Consider the following 21,513-nt stretch of genomic DNA (forward strand, 5'->3'; position numbering starts at 1 on the left):
ACTTCAAGTGGAGCAAGGCTATAAGCCGCTAATAAATGAAAGCGTCGGCTGATCAGCGGCAGGTGCTGATAAAGCGGCTGCCCGACCGCCGCAACTGGCACGTAGGCCTCATCTGCTGAATATCAGGCCGTTGCGGCGCGACCTCGCGATCCTGGGCACGGAACTGCTGTTGCTGCTGCTGGTATCGCTGCCGCCGCAGCCTGTTCTCCAGCATCTGCAATTCGTTTTGCGGGACCAGCGCGTTGCGGTTGGCGGGAGTGACGATCTGCGCGGAGACAGCCGCGTCCGGCAGCATCGCTGTTGCCAGCATTGCCGACATGAAGATCGTCGATGGGCGAAGCGGCGACATCCATTTATTCCCGCACCAAACTGGAGCCTCCAATCATATAGGGCATTTGCCCGGTGATGCCATGGCTAAAGCCTCGCGGGGCGGAATTGGCGGGTTGAGTTACCGGAAATCAAAAGCCGGCCGACCCATGCGTGCCGGGCAAGGGGATAAATCTCGAGATCGGCGACAAGAATTTGAGGGCATCCTGCAGCTCAGCACTTGTCAGGCCGCCGGTTGCCTGGTGCCCGTGGCATTCAACGCGAAAATCACGCCGCTGCTCAAGGCCGCCACCATTTTTGAGAATTAATGCGGTCGCGCTCGATACAGGCTAGCCGATCAGCTTTCCCATCTCATTGGCCGGCTCCAGCGGCGCGCTTTCTCGAACCGCGGAACTCTCGGCCGATTGAGCGTTGTCCACCAGGATTATATTCAATCCACTTCCCGCAGACGATATCCGACGCCGGTTTCGGTGGTGATGTAACGCGGCTGGTCGGGCGTTTTCTCGATCTTTTGCCTGAGCTGCCGCACATAGACCCTGAGATACTGCACGTCGGTCGAATCGCCCCAGACCTGCCTCAAAAGAAACTGGTGGGTGAGAACCTTGCCGGCGTGCTGCACGAGGATGCGCAGGATGTCGTACTCCTTCGGCGAGAGCTTTATCTCCCTGCCCTCGATCGTGACGATGCGCTGTCGCAGGCTTTGATGAAGGCGAAGAACAGGGCGAAAAACAAAAACCCTGTTCCGAGAACGATGATGTCCATCGGACTTGCTCCTTATTTTCGTTTTGCACTGCCTTGCCTGCAGCCGGCAGGGTTGAAGTCATGTGAAGACACTCAGTCGCGCTGGTAATGGCGACCAAGATAAGTCCTTCCCGACGGGATATGGACCAAAACCCCATAAAGGTTCGAGACGTGGCGAAGAGGAAAGAAATAAAAATTCTATAGGGATTTTCCCGCCGGGATCTCAGCGCACGGCGTTTAAAGACAAGTCGTGCGCCGGCGCGTTCCGAAAATCAGCGATGGCGCGTATAGATCACGGCATAGTCGTCGGCATACGCGCGCTTCCAGCCCAGTTCATCGAAGAATGGAATGCGGCTGTCGTCCGGCGTCAGCAAGGCCCAGTCTATCGCATGCTTCTTTAGCTGGGCTTCGAGGACAGGTTTTCCACCGCTGCGTCCTGTCTCGGCATCTGTCTTCATAAAGCCGTTGAGAAAGAGCTGATCGGTCCGGCCGTCGATGAATGTTTTGATTCCATGGAAGATCAAGCTGCCGCCGAAGTTGTAGGAATTCAGGACATTGCCTGACAAATGATTATTTTCGACGAATGCGAGCGCTTCCTTGGCCGAAGTCTTCTGGCTCGGCTCGACCTGATAGGCGCTCGTGAGCATTGCGGTTGCCCCCACCAGCAAAACGCCTGCCACGCCACAGATCCGGTAAAATCGCTCGGCGAAAAACCGTTCCAGCCCGTCGCGTCTGTCGGACACCCATTTCGCCAGGGAAAGCGCGGGATGTTGCTCGGCAATCTCGGCCGCAAGCACGATCGGGACCAGCAAAAAGAACAGGTACATGAAGCGCAGATGGGTGAGATAGATATGCAAGGCAAAGACGATGAACAGCGCTTTCGCCCAGCCGACGCGAAGTCTCGACACAAGCAGCGCGAAAACGAACAGTAGGATACCCACTTCCTGGAACGGTTGATCCGAGGCGTCGAACGGTTTCCACTCGATAATCAAGGGAACCGCTTCGTTGCCATAGGCTACCGTGAAAGTGGCAAGGATGGCCTTGATGCCGTAGGGATTGATCAAGCTGACCACCGGGCAAAGCAGTCCGAAGGCAACCCATTTGCCAAGGAGTACGGGGTTGGACAGGCGGGTTCGCACAAGAACATCGAGGCCGGCGAAAGCCGCAATGACGAAGCCGATGGTAAAGGTCGCGTGGAGATTGGCCCACAGGACAAGCAGGGCAAGTAGCCACAGAGGCGGTCTCTGCTCATAGCGCGCTGCGCGGAAAAGCATTGCGGTCCAGATCACGATGATGGGCAAGGTGAAGATGTGTGGACGCGCGGTGAAGATCGGGGAGATCAAGGCCGCCGCAAACAAGGCCAGTCCCACTGCCGCCGTGGGTCTCAACCAGGTGCTGAGACACCATGACAGCAGCGCCGCTGTCAGGGCGATGGTTGAGATGATCAGCAGCGCCACGCCGTTCCAGCCGCCTGTCGTGTAGGCGAGTGCGAGGAGAACCTGTCCAAGCCATTCCTTGGCGATCCACGGCTGGCCGGCGAAAGTATGAGAATAGCTGTCGACAAGCGGGAACGTACGATTTGCCAGCAGATCGAGCCCCACCTTGACCTGCCACCAACAGTCGGGGTCCTGCAGGATGGCTTGGGCGTGGGCGGAAAGCGCGAATGCCACGACAGGTGCGACGAGCAGGCAGAACATCGCCCTGGCCCGCTGCGCGTCGTTGACCGACGACGCGGTCGCGACGGTCGCTACGGTCGCCTGAATCCCGTTCATATCATAGCTCCAAGCCGCCCTGCGGCAGATCGATTGGGGGTTTCAGCTTGTCGCTCATCCGAGGCCATGGCGTCCGCTCAAACGGCCGGCTTGACCGCATGCACGAAATATTGGGCTCCCACAGGCATCCTGGTCAGGAAGCGCTCCAAGGGTCGCAATTTTGCGAGCACGCGTGGGAAAAAGATCCGGTAGACGACATCGGATTTGGAGAAGCCGGCCGCAGCCATTCGCTTGCGCAAATCGCGGCTGTTGATCAGAATTGCGTTCTCGTCGAAAGCACAGTTTCGCACCGCGTGCGTCGTCAGCGGATTCCAGGGATTGTGCTCGAACAAAAAGAAGCTGCCACCACCGGTCAGCACTCTCTCGATCTCCTTGATCAGGCCGACATGGAGGTCTTCAGGGATGTGATGGAACACGCATGCGGCGAAGGCAAGATCGAAACTTGCGTCGTCATAAGGGATCGTTTCGCCGTCGAAGTGCCTGAAATCGGCTTGGCCGGGAAAGCGCTTGCGGGCGATGTCGAGCGACTGCGAGGAGGGATCGAGCAAGGTGATTTCGCTGTCGGGAAATGCGGCGCGCATGGGCCCCAGCGAATTGCCGACGCCCGCGCCGAAGTCGAGTATCCGCCGCGGCTTCACGCCTGAGCGGGCGAGCCTTGCCGCGACATCGTCGATCTTGTACCGCGCGAAGAAATCCGGGGTTTCGCCGCTCAGCCGGATACTTGCGGCATGCTGCTGCTGATATTCCAGCGCGAACTGATCAAACTCGGCCTGAAGCACGCGCGGCTCCCTTCGCCAGTTCATGGGCCATTTCCTGAAGACGATGTACGGGCAGTTTCCCGGCGGCAGGATCATGGGCAGCAATCTCGTTTATGAGGTAAAGCGGCCGCCGCTTGGTCTCCATATACATGCGCCCGAGATATTCCCCGAAAATCCCAAGGACCAGAAGCTGAACGCTGCCGAGGATCAGGACGATTGCCGCCAAGCTGGTCCAGCCGGGCAACACGCTGCCGGCAAACCATGAGAAGAGCGTGTAGCCGAGCGCAGCAAGCCCGAGAAAACCGAAGATTAAGCCGAGATGCGAGGCGAACCGCAAGGGCACGATGGAGAAGCTCGTCATCGCATCCATTGCCAGAAGCACCATCTTCTTCAATGGGTAATGCGTGGTGCCTGCGAAGCGCTGGTGCCGCTCATAGGCAAAAGCCACCTGCTTCAGGCCGATCCAGCTCACCATGCCGCGAATGAAGCGGTAACGCTCGGGCATCGCATTGAGGTGATCAAGCGCGCGGCGGCTCATAAGTCGAAAATCCCCGGAATCGAGCGCCATCTCGACGTCCACCATCTTGCGCAGCAGACGGTAGAACAATGCGGCGGTAGCGCGCTTGAACCAGCCTTCGCCCCGGCGCTTCACCCGCTGGCCATAGACGACGTCGAACCCCTCATCCATCTTTGCCATCATGGCGTTGAGCAATTCCGGCGGGTCCTGGAGGTCGGCATCGAGAATGAGAATACGCTGGCCGCGGCAAAACTCCAGGCCGGCGCTGAGCGCAATCTGGTGGCCGTAATTTCGGGCGAGGTCTATGCCGACGACGTGGCTGTCCTGTTTGGCGAGTTCGAATATGGCCTCCCGGGTGCCGTCGGTGGCTCCGTCGATGACCAGCACGATCTCGTAGGAATGCCCCGCTTGTGCACGGCAAACGGCTGTGACGCGCCGGTAAAGTTCGGCGACCCCACCAATTTCATTATAGCACGGCACGACAACCGACAGCGCGACAGCGCGTCGCGCCGCGATTTTCTCTGTTTGCGCCAAAAGCCCAGCTCCCATGGTTAGAACGGGAATAGGCCGAATTTGTTAGAAAATTGATAAGCCACTCATGATTGCCGGCCCGCGACGCCAGATAAGCGAAGCGTACGGATGGCCGGGCGCGTGCGACGGTGATACGGCGAGGGCAGACGCTCCGCCAAATCGGCGGCTCAGCCTTCGGCCTTGAAGTTCTTCGCTTCCTTCTCGACCTTGGGGCTGTTCTTGCCGTGCTTGCGCATCAGATCCTTCGCTTGGTTGGGCGAAACGTCGGTGGTCTCGGCCAGGCGCAGGGCTTCCTCGTCGTCGGGTTGGCGTTTCTTCCGATCGGCCATAGCGGTCCGTTTTTCAGCCATCACAACGCCTTTATGCTCTTGGCGATTTCGTTCAGCACCTTGCGATCGGTGCCGTGGCGCTTGATCAAGGTGCGTGCCTGCTCGGGAGTGATGCCGGCTTCCTCGGCGAGGTGCCTTACCTCATAATCTTCGTCGCCGGCTACTTGCGAGCGATCACGGTTGTCGGTCTTGGTTTTGTCATCGGGCATGACAGTTCTCCTCGCTTAGAGCTAGAGCATAACGACGGAGATTTCGTGAGGTTCCTTAATTGCATGTCGCCCAAAAGTGCGCAGCGGTTTTGGGATAACGACATGCATAAACAACAGCACTGCATGTCGCCCAAAAGTGCGCAGCGGTTTTGCGATAACGACATGCATAAACAACAGCACTGCATGTCGCCCAAAGTGCGCAGCGGTTTTGGGATAACGACATGCATGAACAGCACTGCATGTCGCCCAAAGTGCGCAGCGGTTTTGGGATAACGACATGCATGAACAGCACTGCACGTCGCCCAAACTGCGCAGCGGTTTTGAGACAACGACATGCATAAAACGAAAACTGAAAGCGCGACGCATCGATCTCTTCAGACGTGACGCGCTTTAATGCCGGCCTTCGCGCACAAACAGATGGGCTTCCTTAGCGGCGGCCGTGAATGCCCGCCGCGCACTGCCAACCGCCCGCCGCTGCTCCATCGCATCCATCATGGCTTTCAAGGCCGCGCGATATTTCGGCCCGCGCTTTTCGTCTGGCCATTTGTCGACCAGAAGCGAGGCCGCCTGGACCGTCTTCGTCACAGAGAGGGGGCGGCCGATCCGCTCGCTCTCGATCGTCACCGGAACATCGAACTGTTCATCACGCATTACCGCCACTCCTTGACTCCAAGGACAGCAACGGCGCAGCGGGACTATTCGTTCCGATGACGAATGGCGTGATCCATCCCGATCACAATTCATGGTTACTGAGTGGCTTACGTCGCCGCTCTAGTTCCGACAGTGCGCAAGCTAATTGGGCGCAGAGCGACATGCAATTAGCGGGACCGATGGTCGAACACGACCCCCATGGTCCTACCAATTGCGGTCATCACGACAAGCTCGACCAGATGGTCGTCGCTGTCCTCAAAAGCCGGGGCTGCCCGGCGGATGGCGTCTATTGCGGCTCTGGTCGATATGGTGTCGCCGGCGCGAAATTTTGAAAGCGCAGATGAAACAAGTTCTTGGGCCGTCAAGTCAACGACAGGCACTCTCGAAACGATGTTCATTGACCTCCTCCGCCATGAACCCTCCCCCAAAAGAATGATACGCCGAATGGCGGTTTCCGCTAGCGAAATAGTGGTCCGACCAGAGGCCAATCGGACCGCCGACAGTTGCTTTTTTGCAGGGCTCAGCGCGACCCTGCCGACTTCGATTTCTCTCGGCTCCTCGCGACTGGCTTGACGCTTGCCTTGCCGATCTTTGCGATTTCCTCGAACAACCCGTCGGCAATCTTGGCCGAGGCATTGTCTGCGTCGATCAGCACTGCACGCCGTGAAGAACGTGGTTCGGTAGGCAAGGTGAGCCCCTATTTTTGACTTCGCACCAAATGACATATGGTGCAGGGGTAACTTTTTTGTCGTTTCGACGAACGTCACTACTTCTCCCGATACAAGATCATACCCGCGTGATGCAGCACGCCGTCAATGAACGTTCCGTCAGCGGTAAAGCCGGTGTCGTCCCAATAGTCGATGTGATTTCCTCGGATCTCATAGCGCCCCTGGTACGCACTCTCACGGTTTCCGCGCGCTTCGTCATAGCGACAGTGTGGAAGCAAGTTGTGGCGGATATAGCCATCGGCCGTGACCCACATCCCGACATAGGGATGGCTTCCCGAAGGTTGGGTAACCGTATTTTGCTCGACATTCATCTGGGCGAGACCTTTCTGTACTGGTAAAACGGCGGCGCCGGCAGGAAACACGGCAGCGGCAAGCGTCGAAATCTGCTTCATGCGACAGCTCCTCAGGGTTGTTTTCCGGGAGCGGCGCGATGCTCCGTGAACAGCTCGGAGAGCGTTTGCGATGCTGCGATCGCGCGACGAGGTGTGAAAACGAAAATCCATTCTTGCCTCCCTACTTGTTGGCTGTCGGCCGGATGACGATCTCATTCACGTCGACATCGTCCGGCTGTTCGATGGCGAAGCGCACGGCACGGCCGAAGGCGTCGGGCTGCAGCGCGATGGCGCGATAGGTCTTCATCGCTTCCACCGCGGCCGGATCGGTGATCGTGTCGGCGAGCTCGCTATCGACCACGCCGGGATGGATGCAAGTGATGCGGATGTTGTCGTGCTCCTGCCGCAAGCCATCGGAGATGGCGCGCACCGCGAATTTGGTCGCGCAATAGACCGCGGCTGTCGGCGACACCGAAAACGCGCCGATGGAGGCGATGTTGACGACATGGCCGGAACCTCGGGCCGTCATCTCCGGCAGCACCGCGGCGATGCCGTAGAGCACGCCCTTGATGTTGACGTCGACCATCCGATCCCATTCATCGACCTTAATCGAGGCCATCAGCGACAACGGCATAACGCCGGCATTATTGACGATCACGTCGACGCGTCCCCAGGCCTGGCGCGCCGCCTCGGCAAAGGCGGCGACTTCTGCGCGATCGGTTACGTCCAGGCGGCGTGTCATTGCCTCCCCGCCCTTTGCCCTGATTTCTCCTGCGAGTATGTCCAGCCGATCGGTGCGGCGCGCACCGAGCATGACCTTTGCTCCGGCAGCACCGAGCGACCGGCCGATGGCGGCTCCAATGCCGCTCGAAGCCCCGGTAATGAGCACGACTTTGTTGAGGGACATGTTCGTCTCCGTCTTGTTGATCCTGCGGACCGCCATTCAGGCGGTTGCCACGAAGATGGATCTGTTTCACTGTTGCGATAAGACGACCATTTGTTCACAGCGTGGAAAGCACATCTAACCAATGCAGCCGGATCTCAATGCGCTTGCGGTGTTCGCCCTCGTGGCCGAGGAGCGGAGCTTTCGCGCGGCTGCGGACCGGACGGGCGTCACCCGCTCGGCGGTGAGCCAAACGATGAAGCGGCTGGAAGAGACGCTCGGTATCGCGCTTGTCCAGCGCACGACGCGAAGCGTCAGCCTTACCGAGGCTGGCGAACGCCTCTACGCCGGGATAGCGCCGGCCATTGCCGACATGCGCGCGGCAATGGAGACCACCGGGGATATGCGCGGGCGTCCGCGCGGGCAGTTGCGGCTCGCCGTCTCGTCGATCGCCGAGCGCTTTCTTTCAGGGCCGTTCCTGGCGACCTTTGCCGAAGCGAATCCCGAGGTTCAGATCGACATCACGGTGACGGACGAGGAGTTCGACATCGTCGCCGAGGCATACGATGCCGGCGTCAGGCTCGGCGAGGTGATCGAGCAGGACATGATTGCGGTGTCTGTCGCCGGTGACGAGCGGCAGCTGGCCGTCTGCGCGCCGGCCTATCGCGATCGGTTCGGGGCGCCTGCGCATCCGAGCGAGCTTGCCGGCCATCGCTGCATTGGCTGGCGCCGCGCACCCAAGGTTGCGCCCTATCGCTGGGAATTCGCCGAGAATGGCAAGGAGTTCAGCGTCGCCGTTGCGCCGGAGATCACGACCAACGACATGGCGTTGATGACAAAGCTCGCCATAGCCGGCGCCGGCATCACCTTCGGCATGGAGGAGAGCTTTCGCCCGTCGATCGATCGAGGCGAGCTGGTGGCAGTTCTCGAAGGCTATTGCCCGCGCTTTGCCGGCTTCTACCTCTACTATCCGAGCCGTCGTAACGTCGCGCCGAAGCTGCGTGCCCTTGTCGATCACCTGCGGCGTCTTGGCTAGCGTTTTCCGCGCGGGCGATCGCGCCATTGCAGTCCTTTTCGAATAGCGGGAGCGAACCGAATTTGCTTTCCGCTCCCGGCGATTCTGTCTCGCGTTGGACGCGACATGTTGCACATCGCAAGCGACTTCCTTTCACCGTCCGCCAACCAGCCCACCACCTTTTTTGGGATGAGAGCCCAGATCGTCAACCTCGCTGCGCACCGGCATCTCGATGTTGCAGTTACATTGGTCTAGGGCGGTTCGGATGTTGAGGCGGTGATGGCCAATCGAGCCCAAACGAAAACCCCGGCCGCTGGGCCGGGGTTTTCCTTGCGTCCCCAAAGGATCAGAACTTGTAGCTGACGCCGACCCTCACCGCGTGCGTGGTTAGGTCAACCGGCATATCGACACCCGGGAATCCCGGAGCCAAGTTGCCTGAGGCTTCTCCGAAGTCTGTATACCGATACGCCAGTCGCGCGGTCCAATGTTCGTTGAAGGCCCACTCGCCGCCGGCACCGATTGTCCAGCCGTTGAGCGTATCCGAATAGCCCCCGCTGACAGGAAGCGGGAAGGGGCCGCCACCGAAGTCGAAATCGCCGATCGCCCAGCCGCCGGTAACGTAGAGAAGTGCGTTGTCGTATACGTAGCCGAGCCTTGCGCGGATCGAGCCCTGCCAGTTCAATTCGCTGGTTCCAACAGAAGTGGCTCCGGTAGCATTTTCGAAGCTGCCCTCCACGTCACCGCCTTCGAAATCGCCCTCGACACCGTAAACAAAAGAGCCGGACTGCCAGTTATACCCGACATGGACGCCACCAATGAAGCCATCGGGATCGGAATCGTCACTTGGCGCACCGTTGGAGTAGCTGTGTTCTGCTTGCCCCCAGAGATAGCCGCCCTGAAGACCGACATAAAAGCCGCTCCAGTCGTAGGCAACTGCGACGGGTGCCGTGGGCTCGTAAACAACTGCATCGGCCGCGAAGGCCGGAGCCGCAAGCAAGGCCGCACCGCTGAAACCGAGCAGGAACGTAGTGGCAAACGCGATTTTCTTCATGGAATGATGCCTGTGTTGAAAGGAAGTCACCAAAAATTGAATAACACACAGGTTGTGGCTGAACTGTAACTGCGGCGCAACACACGGAAGCAAATGCACGGTTCAGTTGTGGCGGTGATCCTGGTTCCTGTTTTGCTCGCATGACTCTTGCCGGCGTCCTGGCCGCCGAGGAGTCGCTGGCAATCCGTACCTGAAAGCGAAAGGCGGTTAGTCCGACTTTAGAGAAACGCGATCGCTGGGTTGCTGGCGCTGACGATCTAAATTGATATTGGCCTACCGAGCCGGCGGGAATTACGGGAATTACGGTGACAGTGCACCATTTCTATCCCCGCCTGCCGCCTCTTTCCGATTTCACGGCTGTCCGGTTTGCCGGGCCCAGAAGTGCTTCGCTGCCCGTCGGCTGCGCAGATGCCGAAATCGGCGGCGCGGCGATGCAAGTCGAGCCATACGGTCAATCTACAGCGACAGCCGAGCGAGTGCACTGTCACCGTAATTCCACTCGCTGGAGTCGGCGGTGCGAAGGAGATCATCTTCTTCACGGGATGACCCGCCAACCAGCCTTTGGGACAGGAGTCGAGATCGCGAACCTCGCTGTGCGCACCGGCATCTCGATGTTGCAATTAGATTAGCGTGAGCGCATGTTTTCGTCAGCCGGCGCAAGCCGGTTAGGCCCGGTGGCTGGCCGGTCACCCCCATAGGCTGCCGGGCCGCCAGCAACGGCTTGGGGAGGACATGACATGCCGAAAATCTCGGATCTTTTTCAAGACAGCGATCGTCTTCCTTAGCCGGCCTGCAGATGGCAATTTCAGGCAATCACGGTGCCACGCGCACATCAACCTTCTTGGGATGGGTGACGAGTGCAATATTCGGTGGGTACTACGCTCTGAACCCGACAACAGCCGCCCGCAGGATCGCGATGGTCCCGGCGTCTACAATCTTGGCCTGATCGTGATGGCTCTTTACGTGATGCTGCATAGAAATCCAGCCCTTGAGCCGATCGTTGCCACCGGCACCATGATCGTCGCTGTCAGCGTTCTCATCTTTGCCTTCGTGGTTTTCTCCGCCGAAACGGCGCGCTCAGTCTCGGGAATACCTGCGGTTCCACGCTAGACGGCGTCCAGATGTGCTGAGCCAAAAAAGGCTCGCGCCTCCGAGAGTTTGGTCATCATTGTGCCGGCAATGCTTTCGCGGCGGCGGTCAGGGTCGCCCGATCGTTGCCGTGCCTGCGGATCAGCTCGCGCACCTGCGCCGGCGTGATGTTGTTCTGCAGAGCGAAAAAGTTCACCTCATAATCGTCGTATGCCGATATCTTGTTGCGGTCGCGAAAGTCGCGTTTGCTTTTGTCGTCTGTCATATCGCACGTCCTTTTGGAATTTCGTCATATTCACTATGGCTAATATACGCCAGTGACCTAGACTAGGTTCCATGCGTAGGCGGGCAGTGGCCGGCACCGGCCGGCTAGAGTTCATCCTCCCGATGGAGCCCAAGCTGGTGGCCAAGCCGCCCGAGGGTGACAACTGGATTCACGAGATCAAGCTCGACGGCTATCGTGCCCAGATCATCATCAACGGCCCCGAGGATATCCGCGTCTATGCCGAAACCGGTAAGGACTGGACGCGTAAATATCTGGGCATCGTGGAAGCGGCGACGGAGCTTGAGGTCAAGAACGCCATCATCGACGGCGAGGCGGTCGTTACCGACAAGGCCGGTATGCCCGACTTCAACGCGCTCCAGAACGCGGTCCACAACAATCCCTATGGCATGTACCTCTGCGCATTCGACATTCTGCACCTGAATGGCCATGATTTGCGCGACATCGGCTGCAAGGCGCGCCGCGAAATTCTCGGCGGCATCATCAAGCCGAACAGCCGGATCCAGTTCAGCGAGGCCATGCCTGGTGACGCCAAGTCAATCTTCTATCTCGTCGAGCAGGTCGAGCTTGAGGGAATTGTCTCGAAGCGCGCCGACAGCAAATACCGCAGCGGCCCGACTTCGAACTGGCTGAAGACCAAGAGCTTCACGGTCGACGAATTCGAACTGCTGGGCATCGAGCGCGAGCCTGGCAATGCAGCCTTCGCACTTTTGGCACAGCCAGGAACTGGGAAATATCTCGGTACCGCCTTCATCACCTTGGGCCGCGACATGAAGGAGCGGCTGTTGAAGCGGGTTCGAGAGCATGCCGGGCCGCCGCCAGAGGCCATGAAGAAACGGCCGGCGACCCAATGGGTCAGGCCTGGAGTCAAGCTGCGCGTCAAGCATCTCCGTGGCGACCACACCCACATACGCCAGGGGTCGCTGCTGGGTTTCAGTGACGAGAGCTAGTGCGCCTGTCTGCGCTCTTTGAGCGTTGACGAGATCTGACTTCCCCGAGCAGCTCGCGCTCGTTGGTAGTTACGTTTCGAAAGATTGCGACAATCGTCACCGCTAAGGCTTCGGCATCCCGGCTAAACGGGTCGATGACTCCATCTGCGCAAACCTGATCAAACACGCGTTCACAAATAGCCAAATCGTGAGGGCTGAGGCAGGTGCGAGTGAAACGCCGGCGCGGCATTTGCGAACCTTCGGAGCCCGCTGTCCGTGCAAAAGATAGTGGGCCTTCACAGCCAGACCGAGGGGACGAGAGTCCGGCCTCGTGCAAGAAACGCGAGTCGCTGACTGTTTGTTCCCGGCTACAAAAATTGGTTAATTCCGTACAAGTGAGCGGGCGGTGTAGATAGATGCTCAACCGGTGTCAAAGCCACTCCGGCCATAGGGATGATTTATCAGACCTTCAGCTTGCCGATGACGCTCGTGGACAAGTTGAACCGGACGTATTCGCCGTTAGGCTTGCTTGATCATCAGCGCCTCACCGATGGGCGGTCCAGTATGCGGCGGCATGTTTCCCGATTTCGCGGCTTTCCGGTGCTCGGCAATCCGGTCCAGAAGTGCTTCGCTGCCCACCGGCCGCCCAGATGCCGACATCGGCAGCGCGGCAATGCAAGTCGAGCCATGCTTTCAATCTACACACAGCGACAGCCGAGCAAACATGGCAAAAAGTGCACTGTCACCGTGATTTATGTCACCGTAATTTTATTCCAGCTTTGGCCGGCTGATTTTTTGCGTACTGGATCTTCCGATTGACTCGGATGATCCCACAGTCCTTCTCCCCTCGCGGGCATAGGCGTCATCCCATTGGCCCGATGCGTTGGTCGTGCAATGCCCGCGCGCTCCGCCAGAGGCGCGCGTCATCTGTTCGGCCGATGCGCCGGTCCGTTGGAGGGTAGAGATTGAGAATCTGCCTTAGCACTAGACCGCTTCGTGCTGGCGGTCGCCTCTGCAGACTTCGGATGAAGGGCTGACCTATATTGTTGCGCGCAGGTTCATATCCGATCGCGGCAAGGGTTGCTTTCCTTGTCGCGTTGGCCGGCGTTCTCCTGCTCGCCCTTTTTCCGGATTGGCTCCTGCAGAATTTGGGAGTGACCTTCACGCATCATGGCAAGCTCATCCACGCCGCCGCATTCGCTGTTTTGGCGGCCTTGGGAAGTGTCGGCTGGACGAAACACAAGGCAAAGCTGATTGTTCTCCTCGCATTTTCGGGCCTGGCGATTGAAGTTGTTCAGGGCGCGCAACTGATAGGGCGCGGTCCGGATGTATTCGACTGGATTGCCGACTGTGCTGGCATGGCCTGCGGGATCACAATCGCAAGCTGGACAAAGTGGCTCGCTGGAGGGCTGCCATAGGTCCATTGGCCCAGATCAGTGGTGGTGTATGGTTGGCGGAGAGAGCGGCCGCCGATGCAATGTTCCAGTGGCGTCCAATGCCGTCCAAAAATAAGGTAAAAACAATCGGTTGCTGAAAGAGTGGCTTGTTCATTGTCCACAGATGTGGGCCGAAATGTGGGGTTAGAAGTTTGGCGGAGCCGTGAAAAATTCGGGGAAGCATCCGGAGAAGGCGCTCGATGCATTGCAGGTTAAGCAGCTAAAGGGTCCTGGCCGCTATGCCGACGGTAACGGCCTTTATCTGATAGTTGACCCATCGGGAGCCAAACGCTGGCTGCTCCAAACAGTAGTGCAGGGACGGCGACGCGACATTGGCCTCGCAGGACTTTCGGTCACTTCGCTCGCCGAGGCGCGGGAAGCGTGCAGGCTTATCGTAAAGTCGCGCGGGAAGGTGGCGACCCGCTGGCTACGCCGCGCGAAGCTCGAAGGATCGTGCCGACCTTCAGGGTTGCCGCTGAAATTGTGCATGCCGAACACGAGATCAGCTGGAAAAATCCCAAGCATGCAAAACAGTGGATCACCACGCTGACGCGGTATGCGTACCCTGTTATTGGCGACTATCGCGTCAATGCGATTGCGACATCAGACGTGCTCAGGGTGCTTTCGCCGATCTGGCTGACCAAACCTGAGACCGCGATACGAGTTCGTCAGCGGATCAGTACTGTCATGGATTGGGCGAAGGCGGCAGGTTATCGCTCAGGACACAATCCGGTGGAAGGGGTCACCCGCGGATTGCCAAAGCAAACGGACACTGATCAGCACCACGCTGCGGTGCCTTCATAAGGTCGCTGGCTTTGTCCAGGCACTCCGATAATCCAATCCTGGGCCGATTGCGAAGTTGGCCTTCGAATTCCTAATTCTCACGACTTCCCGAACGAGTGAGGCTCTTCATGCCCCTGTCAGGCAGGTGTCTTGAAATTTTGACCGCTGCACAGGCTGTGTCGTCAGAGGCAGAGTTCGTTTTCCGAATGCATCGGGTGATGGCCCACTGTCCAACATGGTTTTCTTAGCTGTTCCGGGACGGGCGCCAGGAGCCGGTCAAATATCGGCTGCCATTTGCCGGATTGAGATGACGACGCTCCGAGACTCTGGAGCAGGGGAATGAACAGGAAGAGGCCGGCACCTTCGAGAACCGCCGCGGCCAAACCAAGTCCGACGATAGTCGGCCCGGCCATGCAGGTGCTGCCGCCAAGCGGATGAGCCGCCGCAACCGCCCGAACAGTGACGCGCTGATATTCACCAGCTGGTCTCTTCATAGAGCGGACGGAACTTGGCGTTCTTGTTGCGCATCCGTTTCACTCCAACCTTGATCCAGCGAGGAACCAACCTAGCCCTGCAGTAAATGTCTATCATATTGGGCAGGCGAGAAATCGCCGTGCGCGGATCCAGGACGAAGAGTTTTTTCGATAGGTCGCAGGCCGCGTAAAGCTGCCCGCCGATCAAAGCTCTCAACGCAAGCCAATGGATCATATCGACCAGATGCGCATCGAGATCGCTGCCGAACTGCGGATATTTTTCGCGAAACTCGGCAAGAACAATCTCACACGAACGAAGCATCTGCATGACATCGCTCGACATGTTGACGTTCGTTATCCGGTAACCCACGAGATGCTGAGGCACGACGCGGAATTCGTAATTTTCCGCTATTCTGAGGCACATTAGAAGATCCTCGCAGCCTTGTGCATTCCTGGCCCTCAGCGAAGGATCGAATTGTCCCGCCCGCTCGAATGCGGAGCGACGCACCAGCATCGAACTTCCGTTGCCAACAAAGTTCATTCTGCACATCCGTTGCAGAACGCGGCCATCGGCATCGGGCCGGAAGGATAGTGAGAATACCCGGCCGTTCTCGTCGATTTGGGCAAACCAGCAATATGCCAGGCCCGCAGAAGAGCCGCCTTCCTGCAGGGCGCGCAGTTGCAGTGCGATCTTGGATGGGGCCCAGAGATCATCCGCGTCGACAAACGCCAGAAACTCCGCATCGGTAGAGGCCGCACCGCTGTTGCGGGCCTGCGCAACACCGGCGTTGGACTGCCTCATTAGGCGTATACGCCGGTCTCTCTCAGCACAGGAGGCCACAATCGAGGCGGACTGGTCCGTCGACCCGTCGTCCACCACGATAATGTCCAGCGCCTGATGGTCCTGCTGGCAGATGCTGGTCAAGGTGGCGCGAATGGTTCGCTCGGCATTGAACATCGGCACCACGACGCCTACCGTCGCATTGTCTTGGATCATTGGAGCCTTCGTTTTTTCTGCAGGAGCTGGTAAACGACGGATGGCGCCAGCATTGCAATCAGCACCGCTCTTCCATGATCGGGGCGAATTCGAGGCAAATGAGGTCGGTCATTCAGCCTGAACCTATCGTAGCTGGCGGGTTCGGACCGTGACGAAGCAACGCCATATCCGGAAAACAGACACAAGGATCGATCGCGTAACGCTGCCTTATTAGCCTCTACTGAACAAGCCCGTCAACTGGCGCCGCGCGACGCGGATTGGCAGTCGCCCGCAACTTCGGCCTCGCGTGTACGGGACCGTGTGCTGGTCCTCGTTGATCACTGCGCGATTGTAGCGACATGTTCTACGGGCACGACGCGGCCTCGGCCGGCGACGCCGAGCGGGCCATGGTGCGCGATCCGATATCCTCATCCTGGACGAAGCCACCAATGCGGTGGACGGACTTTCGGAAGCGGCAATCGTCGAGACCCTGAAGTCGAGGACCGGCCGCCGCACGACCATAGTCATCAGCCATCATCACAGCACCACCTCGTTCTGCGACGACGTGGTGATCCTGAGCGGCGGGCGTGTGAAAAAGCAGGCGCCTTTCGCCGCTCTGGCATCGCTCAGCATTGATGAACTCTACCGGCATTAATCAAGTGACTGGGGCTGTCGTGCCTGCTGCGTGCGCCGGGCCGTCGTGACGAGCGACACTTTAGCCATATCAAGCCCAGACGAGTGTCCGGCTATTTTTTGGGAGATGTTACCAACTGGAATTGTCGCTCGCCGGGGGCGCTGCTGCGAGCGACGATGACCCGGTCGCGACCCTCACCCTTGGCCTCGTAAAGCGCGTGATCCGCAGCATTCGTGAGTTCGGCCCAGCTCGCTCCATGCTCCGGGTAAGCGGCGACCCCGAACGAAACTGTAACAGTGCCCAGCGTCCGCCCGCGATGCGACAAGTGAAGCTGCCTGATTGCCTGGCGCAGCGTCTCTGCCCTCTCAGCGCCTTCCTCCAGCGAGCATCCCGGCATTACGAGGGCGAATTCCTCACCGCCGTAGCGCGATACGACATCGCTATCCCTGGCATGCTCGATCAATGTGGCGGCGACCTGCTTCAAGACTAAGTCGCCGGCCTCGTGGCCGAACGTGTCGTTGAACTGTTTGAAATGATCGACGTCGAGCATCATGATCACCAGCGGCTGAGCCGAGCGCTCCATCCGGCGCAGTTCACGGCTGCTGGTTTCCTCGAGATACCGCCTGTTGAACAGACCGGTGTTCGGATCGCGGATCGATTGCTGCCGCAGCGTCTCGCGCAAGCGCAGATTGGCGAGCGCCAATGCCAGCGTATCGACAACGCCGCGCAGGATCTGCTGCCTCTCAGCCAGCCATTGCGGTTTGTCAGCCGCATTCGGTTCACACAAGTGGAGGATGCCCAGCGTTTCGCCTTGTGCCGCCAGAGGCATGCAGACGTAGCCCTTGCCGCCATTCTCGGTGATATGGGCGCAGCGCGGCGACAGCATGCCCGGGCCGGCGACATGCTCCTGCCCGCGGCGCAACGCCCAGCAGTCTTCCGGCGCAAATTGGGTAGCGCTCGACCGAACGGAGCCCCAATGCGCCACCTCTTCCACCAGGTTGCGCGAGGCGCTGGTCAGGTGGACGGTCCCACTCAAGCCGCCGAGGAACTCGGCCATGGCGGTGCCAACCACTGAAAACGCTTCAGGAAACGTAACGCAGGCCTGCAGCAGCTCCCCTAGCTTCACCAGACGGGAGGTGGTTTCCGACTTCTCGTGCAATTCGCGATTTAGCACCGCTAGTTGATCGGCACGCTCGTTCACAACGCCTTCCGCGCGGCGTAGTTCGCTGATGTCGTTGAGCGTGAGGACGAGACCACCGTCGGACTTGCTGAGGGGACTGCAGCTCGCGATGACCGGCAAATGCGAGCCATCCCATTTTGTCAAGCGCACTTCGCTCTGGTGTTGGCGGCCCGAGGTCAAGGCCAGCTCGACGGGAGATGTCCCGGCAGCGAACTCGCCGCCTCTCGGATCACGCATCGTCATGACCGAGCGCCATTCCTGGCCGACGATCTTGTCGGCGCGCCGCCCAATCATCAAGGCCGCCGCGGGATTGACGCTGGCAATCCGGCCATCACCGTCGAGGACGGCAATGCCTTCGGCCGCCGTGTCGACGATATCCTCGATGTGGGCTCGCGCCGATTCAAGCTCGGCCGCCATGGTGTTGAAGCCATGCGCCAGTTGCCCGAACTCATCCTTGCGAGTGTGGGTTATGCGCGTCATGGCATCGCCCTTGGCCAGCGCTTCCATGCCTTTCGTCAGGTCTGAAAGCCCGGAGCCGAAACGACGCAGTAGCGCCGCTGCGAATCCGGCCGCAACCAGCATGGCGGCTGCCGCATTGAGGCCGACCAACCAAAGCATGTTGCTGGTGCGCCTTTCGGCATCGCCTAGCAGGGGGTCGTAATCCAAAAGCACGGCGCCGATGATCGTGTCCTCGGGATGTTCGATCGGAACGACCAGTAAGTCATCGATCTCATGAGGATCGTTAAACCTGCGTGGGACGCCATCCTCGAGGGTCTTGCCGACTTCATTGCCGGGGTCGTGATCGAACTTGTCGCCGATATTGTGGTCTTCGTCGGAAGCGTGGGCCAGGAGGATCTTGTTGCGGTCGACGACCAGGAAATCCCTGCGCAAACCATGGTGCTGATGCTCCAGAAACTCGCGTAGCGCGTCGGGTCGCTCGAACAGCGAAGGTGCCCCATCGGATGACTTGAAGACGATCGTGTTGGCCAATTCCTGCGCGACATTGGCCGCTTCGGTCAATCCCAACGACCTGATCGCGGCCATCTGTATAAAAATCGCAACGCCGCCTACGAGGCCAATCAAAGCCGAGGCGGCCACCATGCTGACAATGATCTGGCTCTTGATGCGCACGTCACAGGCCCGCTGAAAACGACGGCATCATACATACCCGATCGAGCCAGCATTTCATTTTCCGTCTTTTATTACCAAATGCTTATCAACGTCCTAACGATGAGCCAATCCGGCGGCTCTTTTGCCTCTCCGGCCCACAGCGATTCGCCTCGGGCGCCTAGTTGCGAGGGTGAGCATCCGACTTCGTACAGCGCCAGGCAGGCCATACGTACGGCCCTTGCAGGATTCAGCCGATAGCCAGCCGGCTGCGCCGGCCCGCAAGACATCATTTCCCGGGCGCGCCCGGGAAATGTGTCATCAATTTCTGCTCGGCTGTCGCCCAAGCTCGATCGTGGTAACCGCGCAGAAGCAAGATGCTTATAACGAAAGCCAAAATTCCGGAAATCACGCCGAGAACCATCCCTGAACCGATCACCGATGTCGCAACTATGCCCGCAAAGACGCCTGCGATCGCGCCGCTGATCGTACTCACCATGCCTGCGGTCGTCATGAAATACTGCAGGGGCGATGGTCTCAGTCCCTTGTCGACGAGCACTGCCGAGCGGTCGTCGTGCGTAGAGTGGATAAGATACTTTTGCATGATCGGCGCGAGTTCGACGTAATAGTGCCGGATCCGCGCCATGCCACGGGCGTGCACCATATCCTCGATCGCAACCTGCACGGCGCGCACGAAAGTGACCAGACCGATGAAGAACAGGCAAGGCAGCAGGATCAGGCTGAACAGCACGAAGGGCATACCCATTTCCGTGACTTGCGCGACGAATGACAGAGCGATCGTTACGCTCGAGACCGACGTGAGGAACAGATTGGCGCGCTGGTTCGCTTCTTGAATCGTGGCTGCGCGGGCGGTCTGCAGCACGAAATGCTCGGTTGTCATGCACTGCAGGACTTGCTGCGTGTTGGTGCTCTCTTTCGTCATTGCGTCCTCCTTCGTTCGGCTCAACCACAACGCGACCGAAGGCGACTATGATCGGCCTGCCGGTTTTCCGTGGCCGGCCAGCGAAGCCGACAGGGCCTCCTCACTCCGGTGATTGGATTTGCCATCGGAGCCTCAGGCAGCCCTCGGGAGGAAGTCGAGAGCTTGCCGCGACGATCGGCTTCGGAGCGTGTCTTGAGAGAACGTCGCGGAGCGCAAAGTGTTGCAAAGGAGTGCTGCGAGTGAGTCTTGGGATCGCAGTCGCCCGCGACAGCCATCCATCCAACCGGCAACCTTCTTGAACGGAAATCGATTGCCGAAGGAGACGTTGCCGGAACTCACGATGTCAGCCTGCTGCAAGCCAGGCATCGCGCTTGGTGATCCGCCCTCAAGAGGCGGCTGCTTCTGGCAGGCCCTCCAAACAAAGCCATTTATGCTTTCTGTGAGGCCAATGGAGCATTATCGGGGGTGGGAATTCCGGGTCCTCCAGGCAGCCGACCGATACCGACAGCGCATCCTTCAGCCCTTCTGCCCGCATGAAGACGACCGAGCCGCATGTGGTGCAGAATGTCTGCTCCAGCCATTGTCCCGACGAGCCCGTTCTGCGCCAGGATCTGGTCTCGCCTTTCTGGCCGACGAGGGCGGAACCGGCGTAGATGGCCCGGTATGAGAACGCCGTTCCGGTGCAGCGCTGGCACTCCATGCAACTGCATGCATAGACGCGTCGCGGCTCTCCGGCGAGGACAAGTTCGACGCCCCGGCATGAGCAGGTCGCGGTTCGTTTCGTCTTGCCGCTATGAATTCGCTGGCTCCCGGCTCTGGCGCGACGAGCCATTTCGAAACAGCGGCGCGAGAGATGCAAAATCATCTTCCATGCGCCCGAGCGAAAGCGCCTGCCGAAAGATCATATCCATGGCGCGCGGCATAGCCGCGTCGAGCCCTCGCTCCTCGCATGCCTCAAGCAGATGGCGGAAGGCGCTGTAGTGGACGCCCAATGACGCCAGCGTCGCGTCGTCGCCGGCAAAACGGCGTGCATTCGTTCTATCCACCAGGTCGAACAGGGCGGCATCGACAACAGGCTTGAATCCGGAAAGATGGTTCCTGAACGTCGCCAGGTCGAGACCTTCGGCCTCGGCGACAGCCATGCCCTGAAGTGCTCCGAAGAGCCCGCCCCACATCTGCGTGAGCAGAGCGGTATCAAGCGCAGAGGCTTGACCCGGCAGTTCCCCGACATAGCTTGTGCCGCCGCCGAGTGCGAAAAGCAGGGGCTTGTGCTTCTCGTAAACGTCACGGGAACCCGAATAAAGCAGTGCGGTCTCTGATTTGCCGATAAAGTCCGGAGTGGCCATGATCGCTCCGTCCAGATAGCCGGCACCATGCGCTTCCACCCAGCGGGCTTCTTCCCGCGCCAGACGCGGTGAGCCGGAGGTGAGTTGTACGACGGCCTTCCCGGCCAATGCCGAAGCGACGTCACCTCGCTTCAGCAAAGCCTCGCTGGCGGCATAGTCGAGAACATTGATGATCACGAGTTCGGCCGCCTCAATTCCAGCCTCCACCGAGGGGGCGACCTTCGCGCCAAGGGCCGCTAATGGCTCGCACTTTGCCGCGGTCCGATTCCAGACCCATGTTGGATAGCCGCAGTCGAGCAGCGTTCGAGCAATGGACGAGCCCATTCGGCCCGCGCCGAGCACGCAGACATTCGATGCCATAGTAACTTCTCCGATAGACTGATGGCCCTGTCGACGAGGGTCCGTTTTATGTTTGGCGCGCTCGATCGGAAGATATAAATTCTTGCTGCGTTGAGAAGTACGCACCTTGAGGTAAGCTATCGCCATCATG

24 protein-coding genes and 5 pseudogenes are annotated in these 21,513 nt (G+C 59.3%); 10 read left to right on the forward strand and 19 right to left on the reverse strand.

What is annotated here, in order from left to right; all coding sequences use genetic code 11:
- Nucleotides 1–52: 52 nt before the first annotated feature.
- A complete protein-coding gene (locus tag A9K68_RS08420; protein ID WP_082982777.1) occupies nucleotides 53–319 on the reverse strand; it encodes a hypothetical protein in 267 nt (88 codons plus the stop codon).
- Here A9K68_RS08420 and A9K68_RS31610 point away from each other — a divergent pair.
- Entirely contained in the window at nucleotides 318–635 is a 318-nt protein-coding gene (locus A9K68_RS31610; protein WP_246811315.1) for a hypothetical protein, read from the forward strand. The genes A9K68_RS08420 and A9K68_RS31610 overlap by 2 nt on opposite strands.
- Nucleotides 636–757: 122 nt before the next feature.
- On the opposite strand, the pseudogene A9K68_RS08430 reads toward A9K68_RS31610, so the two are convergent.
- Nucleotides 758–1,018 (reverse strand): annotated as a pseudogene (locus A9K68_RS08430) (helix-turn-helix domain-containing protein); the annotation flags it as partial.
- Between A9K68_RS08430 and A9K68_RS08435 the strand changes: the two are divergent.
- Entirely contained in the window at nucleotides 917–1,177 is a 261-nt protein-coding gene (locus A9K68_RS08435) for a hypothetical protein (protein ID WP_163602994.1), read from the forward strand. The pseudogene A9K68_RS08430 and the gene A9K68_RS08435 overlap by 102 nt on opposite strands.
- Nucleotides 1,178–1,340: 163 nt before the next feature.
- On the opposite strand, the gene A9K68_RS08440 is transcribed toward A9K68_RS08435, so the two are convergent.
- The 10 genes and pseudogenes from A9K68_RS08440 to A9K68_RS08485 form a co-directional block, all read right to left on the reverse strand.
- Entirely contained in the window at nucleotides 1,341–2,525 is a 1,185-nt protein-coding gene (locus A9K68_RS08440) for a hypothetical protein (RefSeq protein ID WP_246811316.1), read from the reverse strand.
- A 392-nt stretch (nucleotides 2,526–2,917) separates the two neighbouring features.
- Entirely contained in the window at nucleotides 2,918–3,643 is a 726-nt protein-coding gene (locus tag A9K68_RS08445) for a class I SAM-dependent methyltransferase (protein WP_246811317.1), read from the reverse strand.
- Entirely contained in the window at nucleotides 3,600–4,649 is a 1,050-nt protein-coding gene (locus A9K68_RS08450) for a glycosyltransferase family 2 protein (protein ID WP_065008663.1), read from the reverse strand. The genes A9K68_RS08445 and A9K68_RS08450 overlap by 44 nt, the downstream gene beginning before the upstream one ends.
- Nucleotides 4,650–4,813: 164 nt before the next feature.
- A complete protein-coding gene (locus A9K68_RS08455; RefSeq protein ID WP_029348124.1) occupies nucleotides 4,814–4,996 on the reverse strand; it encodes a hypothetical protein in 183 nt (60 codons plus the stop codon).
- Complete coding sequence (locus tag A9K68_RS08460; RefSeq protein ID WP_065008570.1) at nucleotides 4,996–5,184, reverse strand: DUF3606 domain-containing protein; 189 nt, start codon at nucleotides 5,182–5,184, stop codon at nucleotides 4,996–4,998. Before A9K68_RS08460 ends, A9K68_RS08455 begins: the two co-directional genes overlap by 1 nt.
- Before the next feature lie 390 nt (nucleotides 5,185–5,574).
- Complete coding sequence (locus A9K68_RS08465) at nucleotides 5,575–5,835, reverse strand: DUF982 domain-containing protein (protein ID WP_065008571.1); 261 nt, start codon at nucleotides 5,833–5,835, stop codon at nucleotides 5,575–5,577.
- A 167-nt stretch (nucleotides 5,836–6,002) separates the two neighbouring features.
- Entirely contained in the window at nucleotides 6,003–6,233 is a 231-nt protein-coding gene (locus A9K68_RS08470; RefSeq protein WP_065008572.1) for a hypothetical protein, read from the reverse strand.
- Nucleotides 6,234–6,397: 164 nt separating this feature from the next.
- Nucleotides 6,398–6,523 (reverse strand): annotated as a pseudogene (locus A9K68_RS08475) (Maebl); the annotation flags it as partial.
- Between the two features lie 78 nt (nucleotides 6,524–6,601).
- Nucleotides 6,602–6,874 carry an Atu4866 domain-containing protein gene (locus tag A9K68_RS08480; RefSeq protein ID WP_156768347.1) on the reverse strand — a complete coding sequence of 91 codons (273 nt, stop codon included), beginning with the start codon at nucleotides 6,872–6,874 and terminating at the stop codon, nucleotides 6,602–6,604.
- A gap of 202 nt (nucleotides 6,875–7,076) precedes the next feature.
- Nucleotides 7,077–7,802, reverse strand: a complete 726-nt coding sequence (locus tag A9K68_RS08485; RefSeq protein WP_065008665.1) for an SDR family oxidoreductase — start codon at nucleotides 7,800–7,802, stop codon at nucleotides 7,077–7,079.
- Nucleotides 7,803–7,923: 121 nt separating this feature from the next.
- Between A9K68_RS08485 and A9K68_RS08490 the strand changes: the two genes are divergently transcribed.
- Nucleotides 7,924–8,814, forward strand: a complete 891-nt coding sequence (locus A9K68_RS08490; RefSeq protein ID WP_065008574.1) for a LysR family transcriptional regulator — start codon at nucleotides 7,924–7,926, stop codon at nucleotides 8,812–8,814.
- 325 nt (nucleotides 8,815–9,139) lie between these two features.
- Here A9K68_RS08490 and A9K68_RS08495 read toward each other — a convergent pair whose 3' ends face one another.
- Nucleotides 9,140–9,844, reverse strand: coding sequence for an outer membrane protein (locus A9K68_RS08495; protein WP_065008575.1), 705 nt, complete (start codon nucleotides 9,842–9,844; stop codon nucleotides 9,140–9,142).
- Nucleotides 9,845–10,576: 732 nt separating this feature from the next.
- Here A9K68_RS08495 and A9K68_RS08500 point away from each other — a divergent pair.
- Nucleotides 10,577–10,954, forward strand: a pseudogene (locus tag A9K68_RS08500) (hypothetical protein).
- Nucleotides 10,955–11,009: 55 nt separating this feature from the next.
- Here the strand turns inward: A9K68_RS08500 and A9K68_RS08505 are convergent.
- Nucleotides 11,010–11,198 (reverse strand): DUF3606 domain-containing protein, encoded by a 189-nt coding sequence (locus A9K68_RS08505; RefSeq protein ID WP_065008576.1) that lies wholly within the window; start codon nucleotides 11,196–11,198, stop codon nucleotides 11,010–11,012.
- Nucleotides 11,199–11,269: 71 nt separating this feature from the next.
- Here A9K68_RS08505 and A9K68_RS08510 point away from each other — a divergent pair, with 71 nt between their 5' ends.
- From A9K68_RS08510 to A9K68_RS31620, 5 genes and pseudogenes are all read left to right on the forward strand, one after another.
- Nucleotides 11,270–12,166, forward strand: coding sequence for an RNA ligase family protein (locus A9K68_RS08510; protein WP_065008577.1), 897 nt, complete (start codon nucleotides 11,270–11,272; stop codon nucleotides 12,164–12,166).
- Nucleotides 12,167–12,598: 432 nt separating this feature from the next.
- Nucleotides 12,599–12,964: a hypothetical protein gene (locus A9K68_RS08515; protein WP_156768341.1), complete on the forward strand. Its 366-nt coding sequence runs from the start codon at nucleotides 12,599–12,601 to the stop codon at nucleotides 12,962–12,964.
- Between the two features lie 224 nt (nucleotides 12,965–13,188).
- Nucleotides 13,189–13,563, forward strand: a complete 375-nt coding sequence (locus tag A9K68_RS08520) for a VanZ family protein (protein ID WP_156768342.1) — start codon at nucleotides 13,189–13,191, stop codon at nucleotides 13,561–13,563.
- 181 nt (nucleotides 13,564–13,744) lie between these two features.
- A pseudogene (locus A9K68_RS31615) lies at nucleotides 13,745–13,909 on the forward strand (Arm DNA-binding domain-containing protein); the annotation flags it as partial.
- A 53-nt stretch (nucleotides 13,910–13,962) separates the two neighbouring features.
- Nucleotides 13,963–14,385, forward strand: a complete 423-nt coding sequence (locus A9K68_RS31620) for a hypothetical protein (protein ID WP_065008578.1) — start codon at nucleotides 13,963–13,965, stop codon at nucleotides 14,383–14,385.
- Between the two features lie 453 nt (nucleotides 14,386–14,838).
- Here the strand turns inward: A9K68_RS31620 and A9K68_RS08530 are convergent, their stop codons facing one another.
- Nucleotides 14,839–15,834, reverse strand: a complete 996-nt coding sequence (locus A9K68_RS08530) for a glycosyltransferase family A protein (protein ID WP_065008579.1) — start codon at nucleotides 15,832–15,834, stop codon at nucleotides 14,839–14,841.
- Between the two features lie 380 nt (nucleotides 15,835–16,214).
- Between A9K68_RS08530 and A9K68_RS08535 the strand changes: the two are divergent.
- Nucleotides 16,215–16,468 (forward strand): annotated as a pseudogene (locus A9K68_RS08535) (ABC transporter ATP-binding protein); the annotation flags it as partial.
- Between the two features lie 91 nt (nucleotides 16,469–16,559).
- Here A9K68_RS08535 and A9K68_RS08540 read toward each other — a convergent pair.
- From A9K68_RS08540 to A9K68_RS08555, 4 genes are all read right to left on the reverse strand, one after another.
- The gene (locus A9K68_RS08540; protein WP_163602995.1) at nucleotides 16,560–18,671 is read right to left on the reverse strand and encodes a diguanylate cyclase; all 2,112 of its coding nucleotides are present in this window, start codon (nucleotides 18,669–18,671) and stop codon (nucleotides 16,560–16,562) included.
- A gap of 352 nt (nucleotides 18,672–19,023) precedes the next feature.
- Nucleotides 19,024–19,617: a hypothetical protein gene (locus A9K68_RS08545; RefSeq protein ID WP_246811318.1), complete on the reverse strand. Its 594-nt coding sequence runs from the start codon at nucleotides 19,615–19,617 to the stop codon at nucleotides 19,024–19,026.
- Between the two features lie 445 nt (nucleotides 19,618–20,062).
- The gene (locus A9K68_RS08550; protein ID WP_348640709.1) at nucleotides 20,063–20,542 is read right to left on the reverse strand and encodes a GFA family protein; all 480 of its coding nucleotides are present in this window, start codon (nucleotides 20,540–20,542) and stop codon (nucleotides 20,063–20,065) included.
- Nucleotides 20,469–21,512 carry an NAD(P)-dependent oxidoreductase gene (locus A9K68_RS08555; protein WP_246811320.1) on the reverse strand — a complete coding sequence of 348 codons (1,044 nt, stop codon included), beginning with the start codon at nucleotides 21,510–21,512 and terminating at the stop codon, nucleotides 20,469–20,471. Before A9K68_RS08555 ends, A9K68_RS08550 begins: the two co-directional genes overlap by 74 nt.
- Between the last annotated feature and the right edge of the window lies 1 nt (nucleotide 21,513).

Source organism: Mesorhizobium sp. AA22 (assembly GCF_001672375.2).
In the GTDB taxonomy this organism is placed as follows: domain Bacteria; phylum Pseudomonadota; class Alphaproteobacteria; order Rhizobiales; family Rhizobiaceae; genus Mesorhizobium; species Mesorhizobium wenxiniae.

Bases quoted from the DNA above. Each gene is read 5' to 3' on its own strand.
- A9K68_RS31610 (WP_246811315.1), top strand. From the start codon at position 318: ATGAAGATCGTCGATGGGCGAAGCGGCGACATCCATTTATTCCCGCAC.
- A9K68_RS08495 (WP_065008575.1), bottom strand. From the start codon at position 9,844: ATGAAGAAAATCGCGTTTGCCACTACGTTCCTGCTCGGTTTCAGCGGT.
- A9K68_RS08485 (WP_065008665.1), bottom strand. From the start codon at position 7,802: ATGTCCCTCAACAAAGTCGTGCTCATTACCGGGGCTTCGAGCGGCATT.
- A9K68_RS08530 (WP_065008579.1), bottom strand. From the start codon at position 15,834: ATGATCCAAGACAATGCGACGGTAGGCGTCGTGGTGCCGATGTTCAAT.
- A9K68_RS08460 (WP_065008570.1), bottom strand. From the start codon at position 5,184: ATGCCCGATGACAAAACCAAGACCGACAACCGTGATCGCTCGCAAGTA.
- A9K68_RS08555 (WP_246811320.1), bottom strand. From the start codon at position 21,512: ATGATGGCGATAGCTTACCTCAAGGTGCGTACTTCTCAACGCAGCAAG.
- A9K68_RS08540 (WP_163602995.1), bottom strand. From the start codon at position 18,671: ATGGCCGCGATCAGGTCGTTGGGATTGACCGAAGCGGCCAATGTCGCG.
- A9K68_RS08455 (WP_029348124.1), bottom strand. From the start codon at position 4,996: ATGGCTGAAAAACGGACCGCTATGGCCGATCGGAAGAAACGCCAACCC.
- A9K68_RS08420 (WP_082982777.1), bottom strand. From the start codon at position 319: ATGTCGGCAATGCTGGCAACAGCGATGCTGCCGGACGCGGCTGTCTCC.
- A9K68_RS08465 (WP_065008571.1), bottom strand. From the start codon at position 5,835: ATGCGTGATGAACAGTTCGATGTTCCGGTGACGATCGAGAGCGAGCGG.
- A9K68_RS08550 (WP_348640709.1), bottom strand. From the start codon at position 20,542: ATGATTTTGCATCTCTCGCGCCGCTGTTTCGAAATGGCTCGTCGCGCC.
- A9K68_RS08510 (WP_065008577.1), top strand. From the start codon at position 11,270: ATGCGTAGGCGGGCAGTGGCCGGCACCGGCCGGCTAGAGTTCATCCTC.
- A9K68_RS08515 (WP_156768341.1), top strand. From the start codon at position 12,599: ATGATTTATCAGACCTTCAGCTTGCCGATGACGCTCGTGGACAAGTTG.
- A9K68_RS08470 (WP_065008572.1), bottom strand. From the start codon at position 6,233: ATGAACATCGTTTCGAGAGTGCCTGTCGTTGACTTGACGGCCCAAGAA.
- A9K68_RS08505 (WP_065008576.1), bottom strand. From the start codon at position 11,198: ATGACAGACGACAAAAGCAAACGCGACTTTCGCGACCGCAACAAGATA.
- A9K68_RS08480 (WP_156768347.1), bottom strand. From the start codon at position 6,874: ATGAATGTCGAGCAAAATACGGTTACCCAACCTTCGGGAAGCCATCCC.
- A9K68_RS08445 (WP_246811317.1), bottom strand. From the start codon at position 3,643: ATGAACTGGCGAAGGGAGCCGCGCGTGCTTCAGGCCGAGTTTGATCAG.
- A9K68_RS08490 (WP_065008574.1), top strand. From the start codon at position 7,924: ATGCAGCCGGATCTCAATGCGCTTGCGGTGTTCGCCCTCGTGGCCGAG.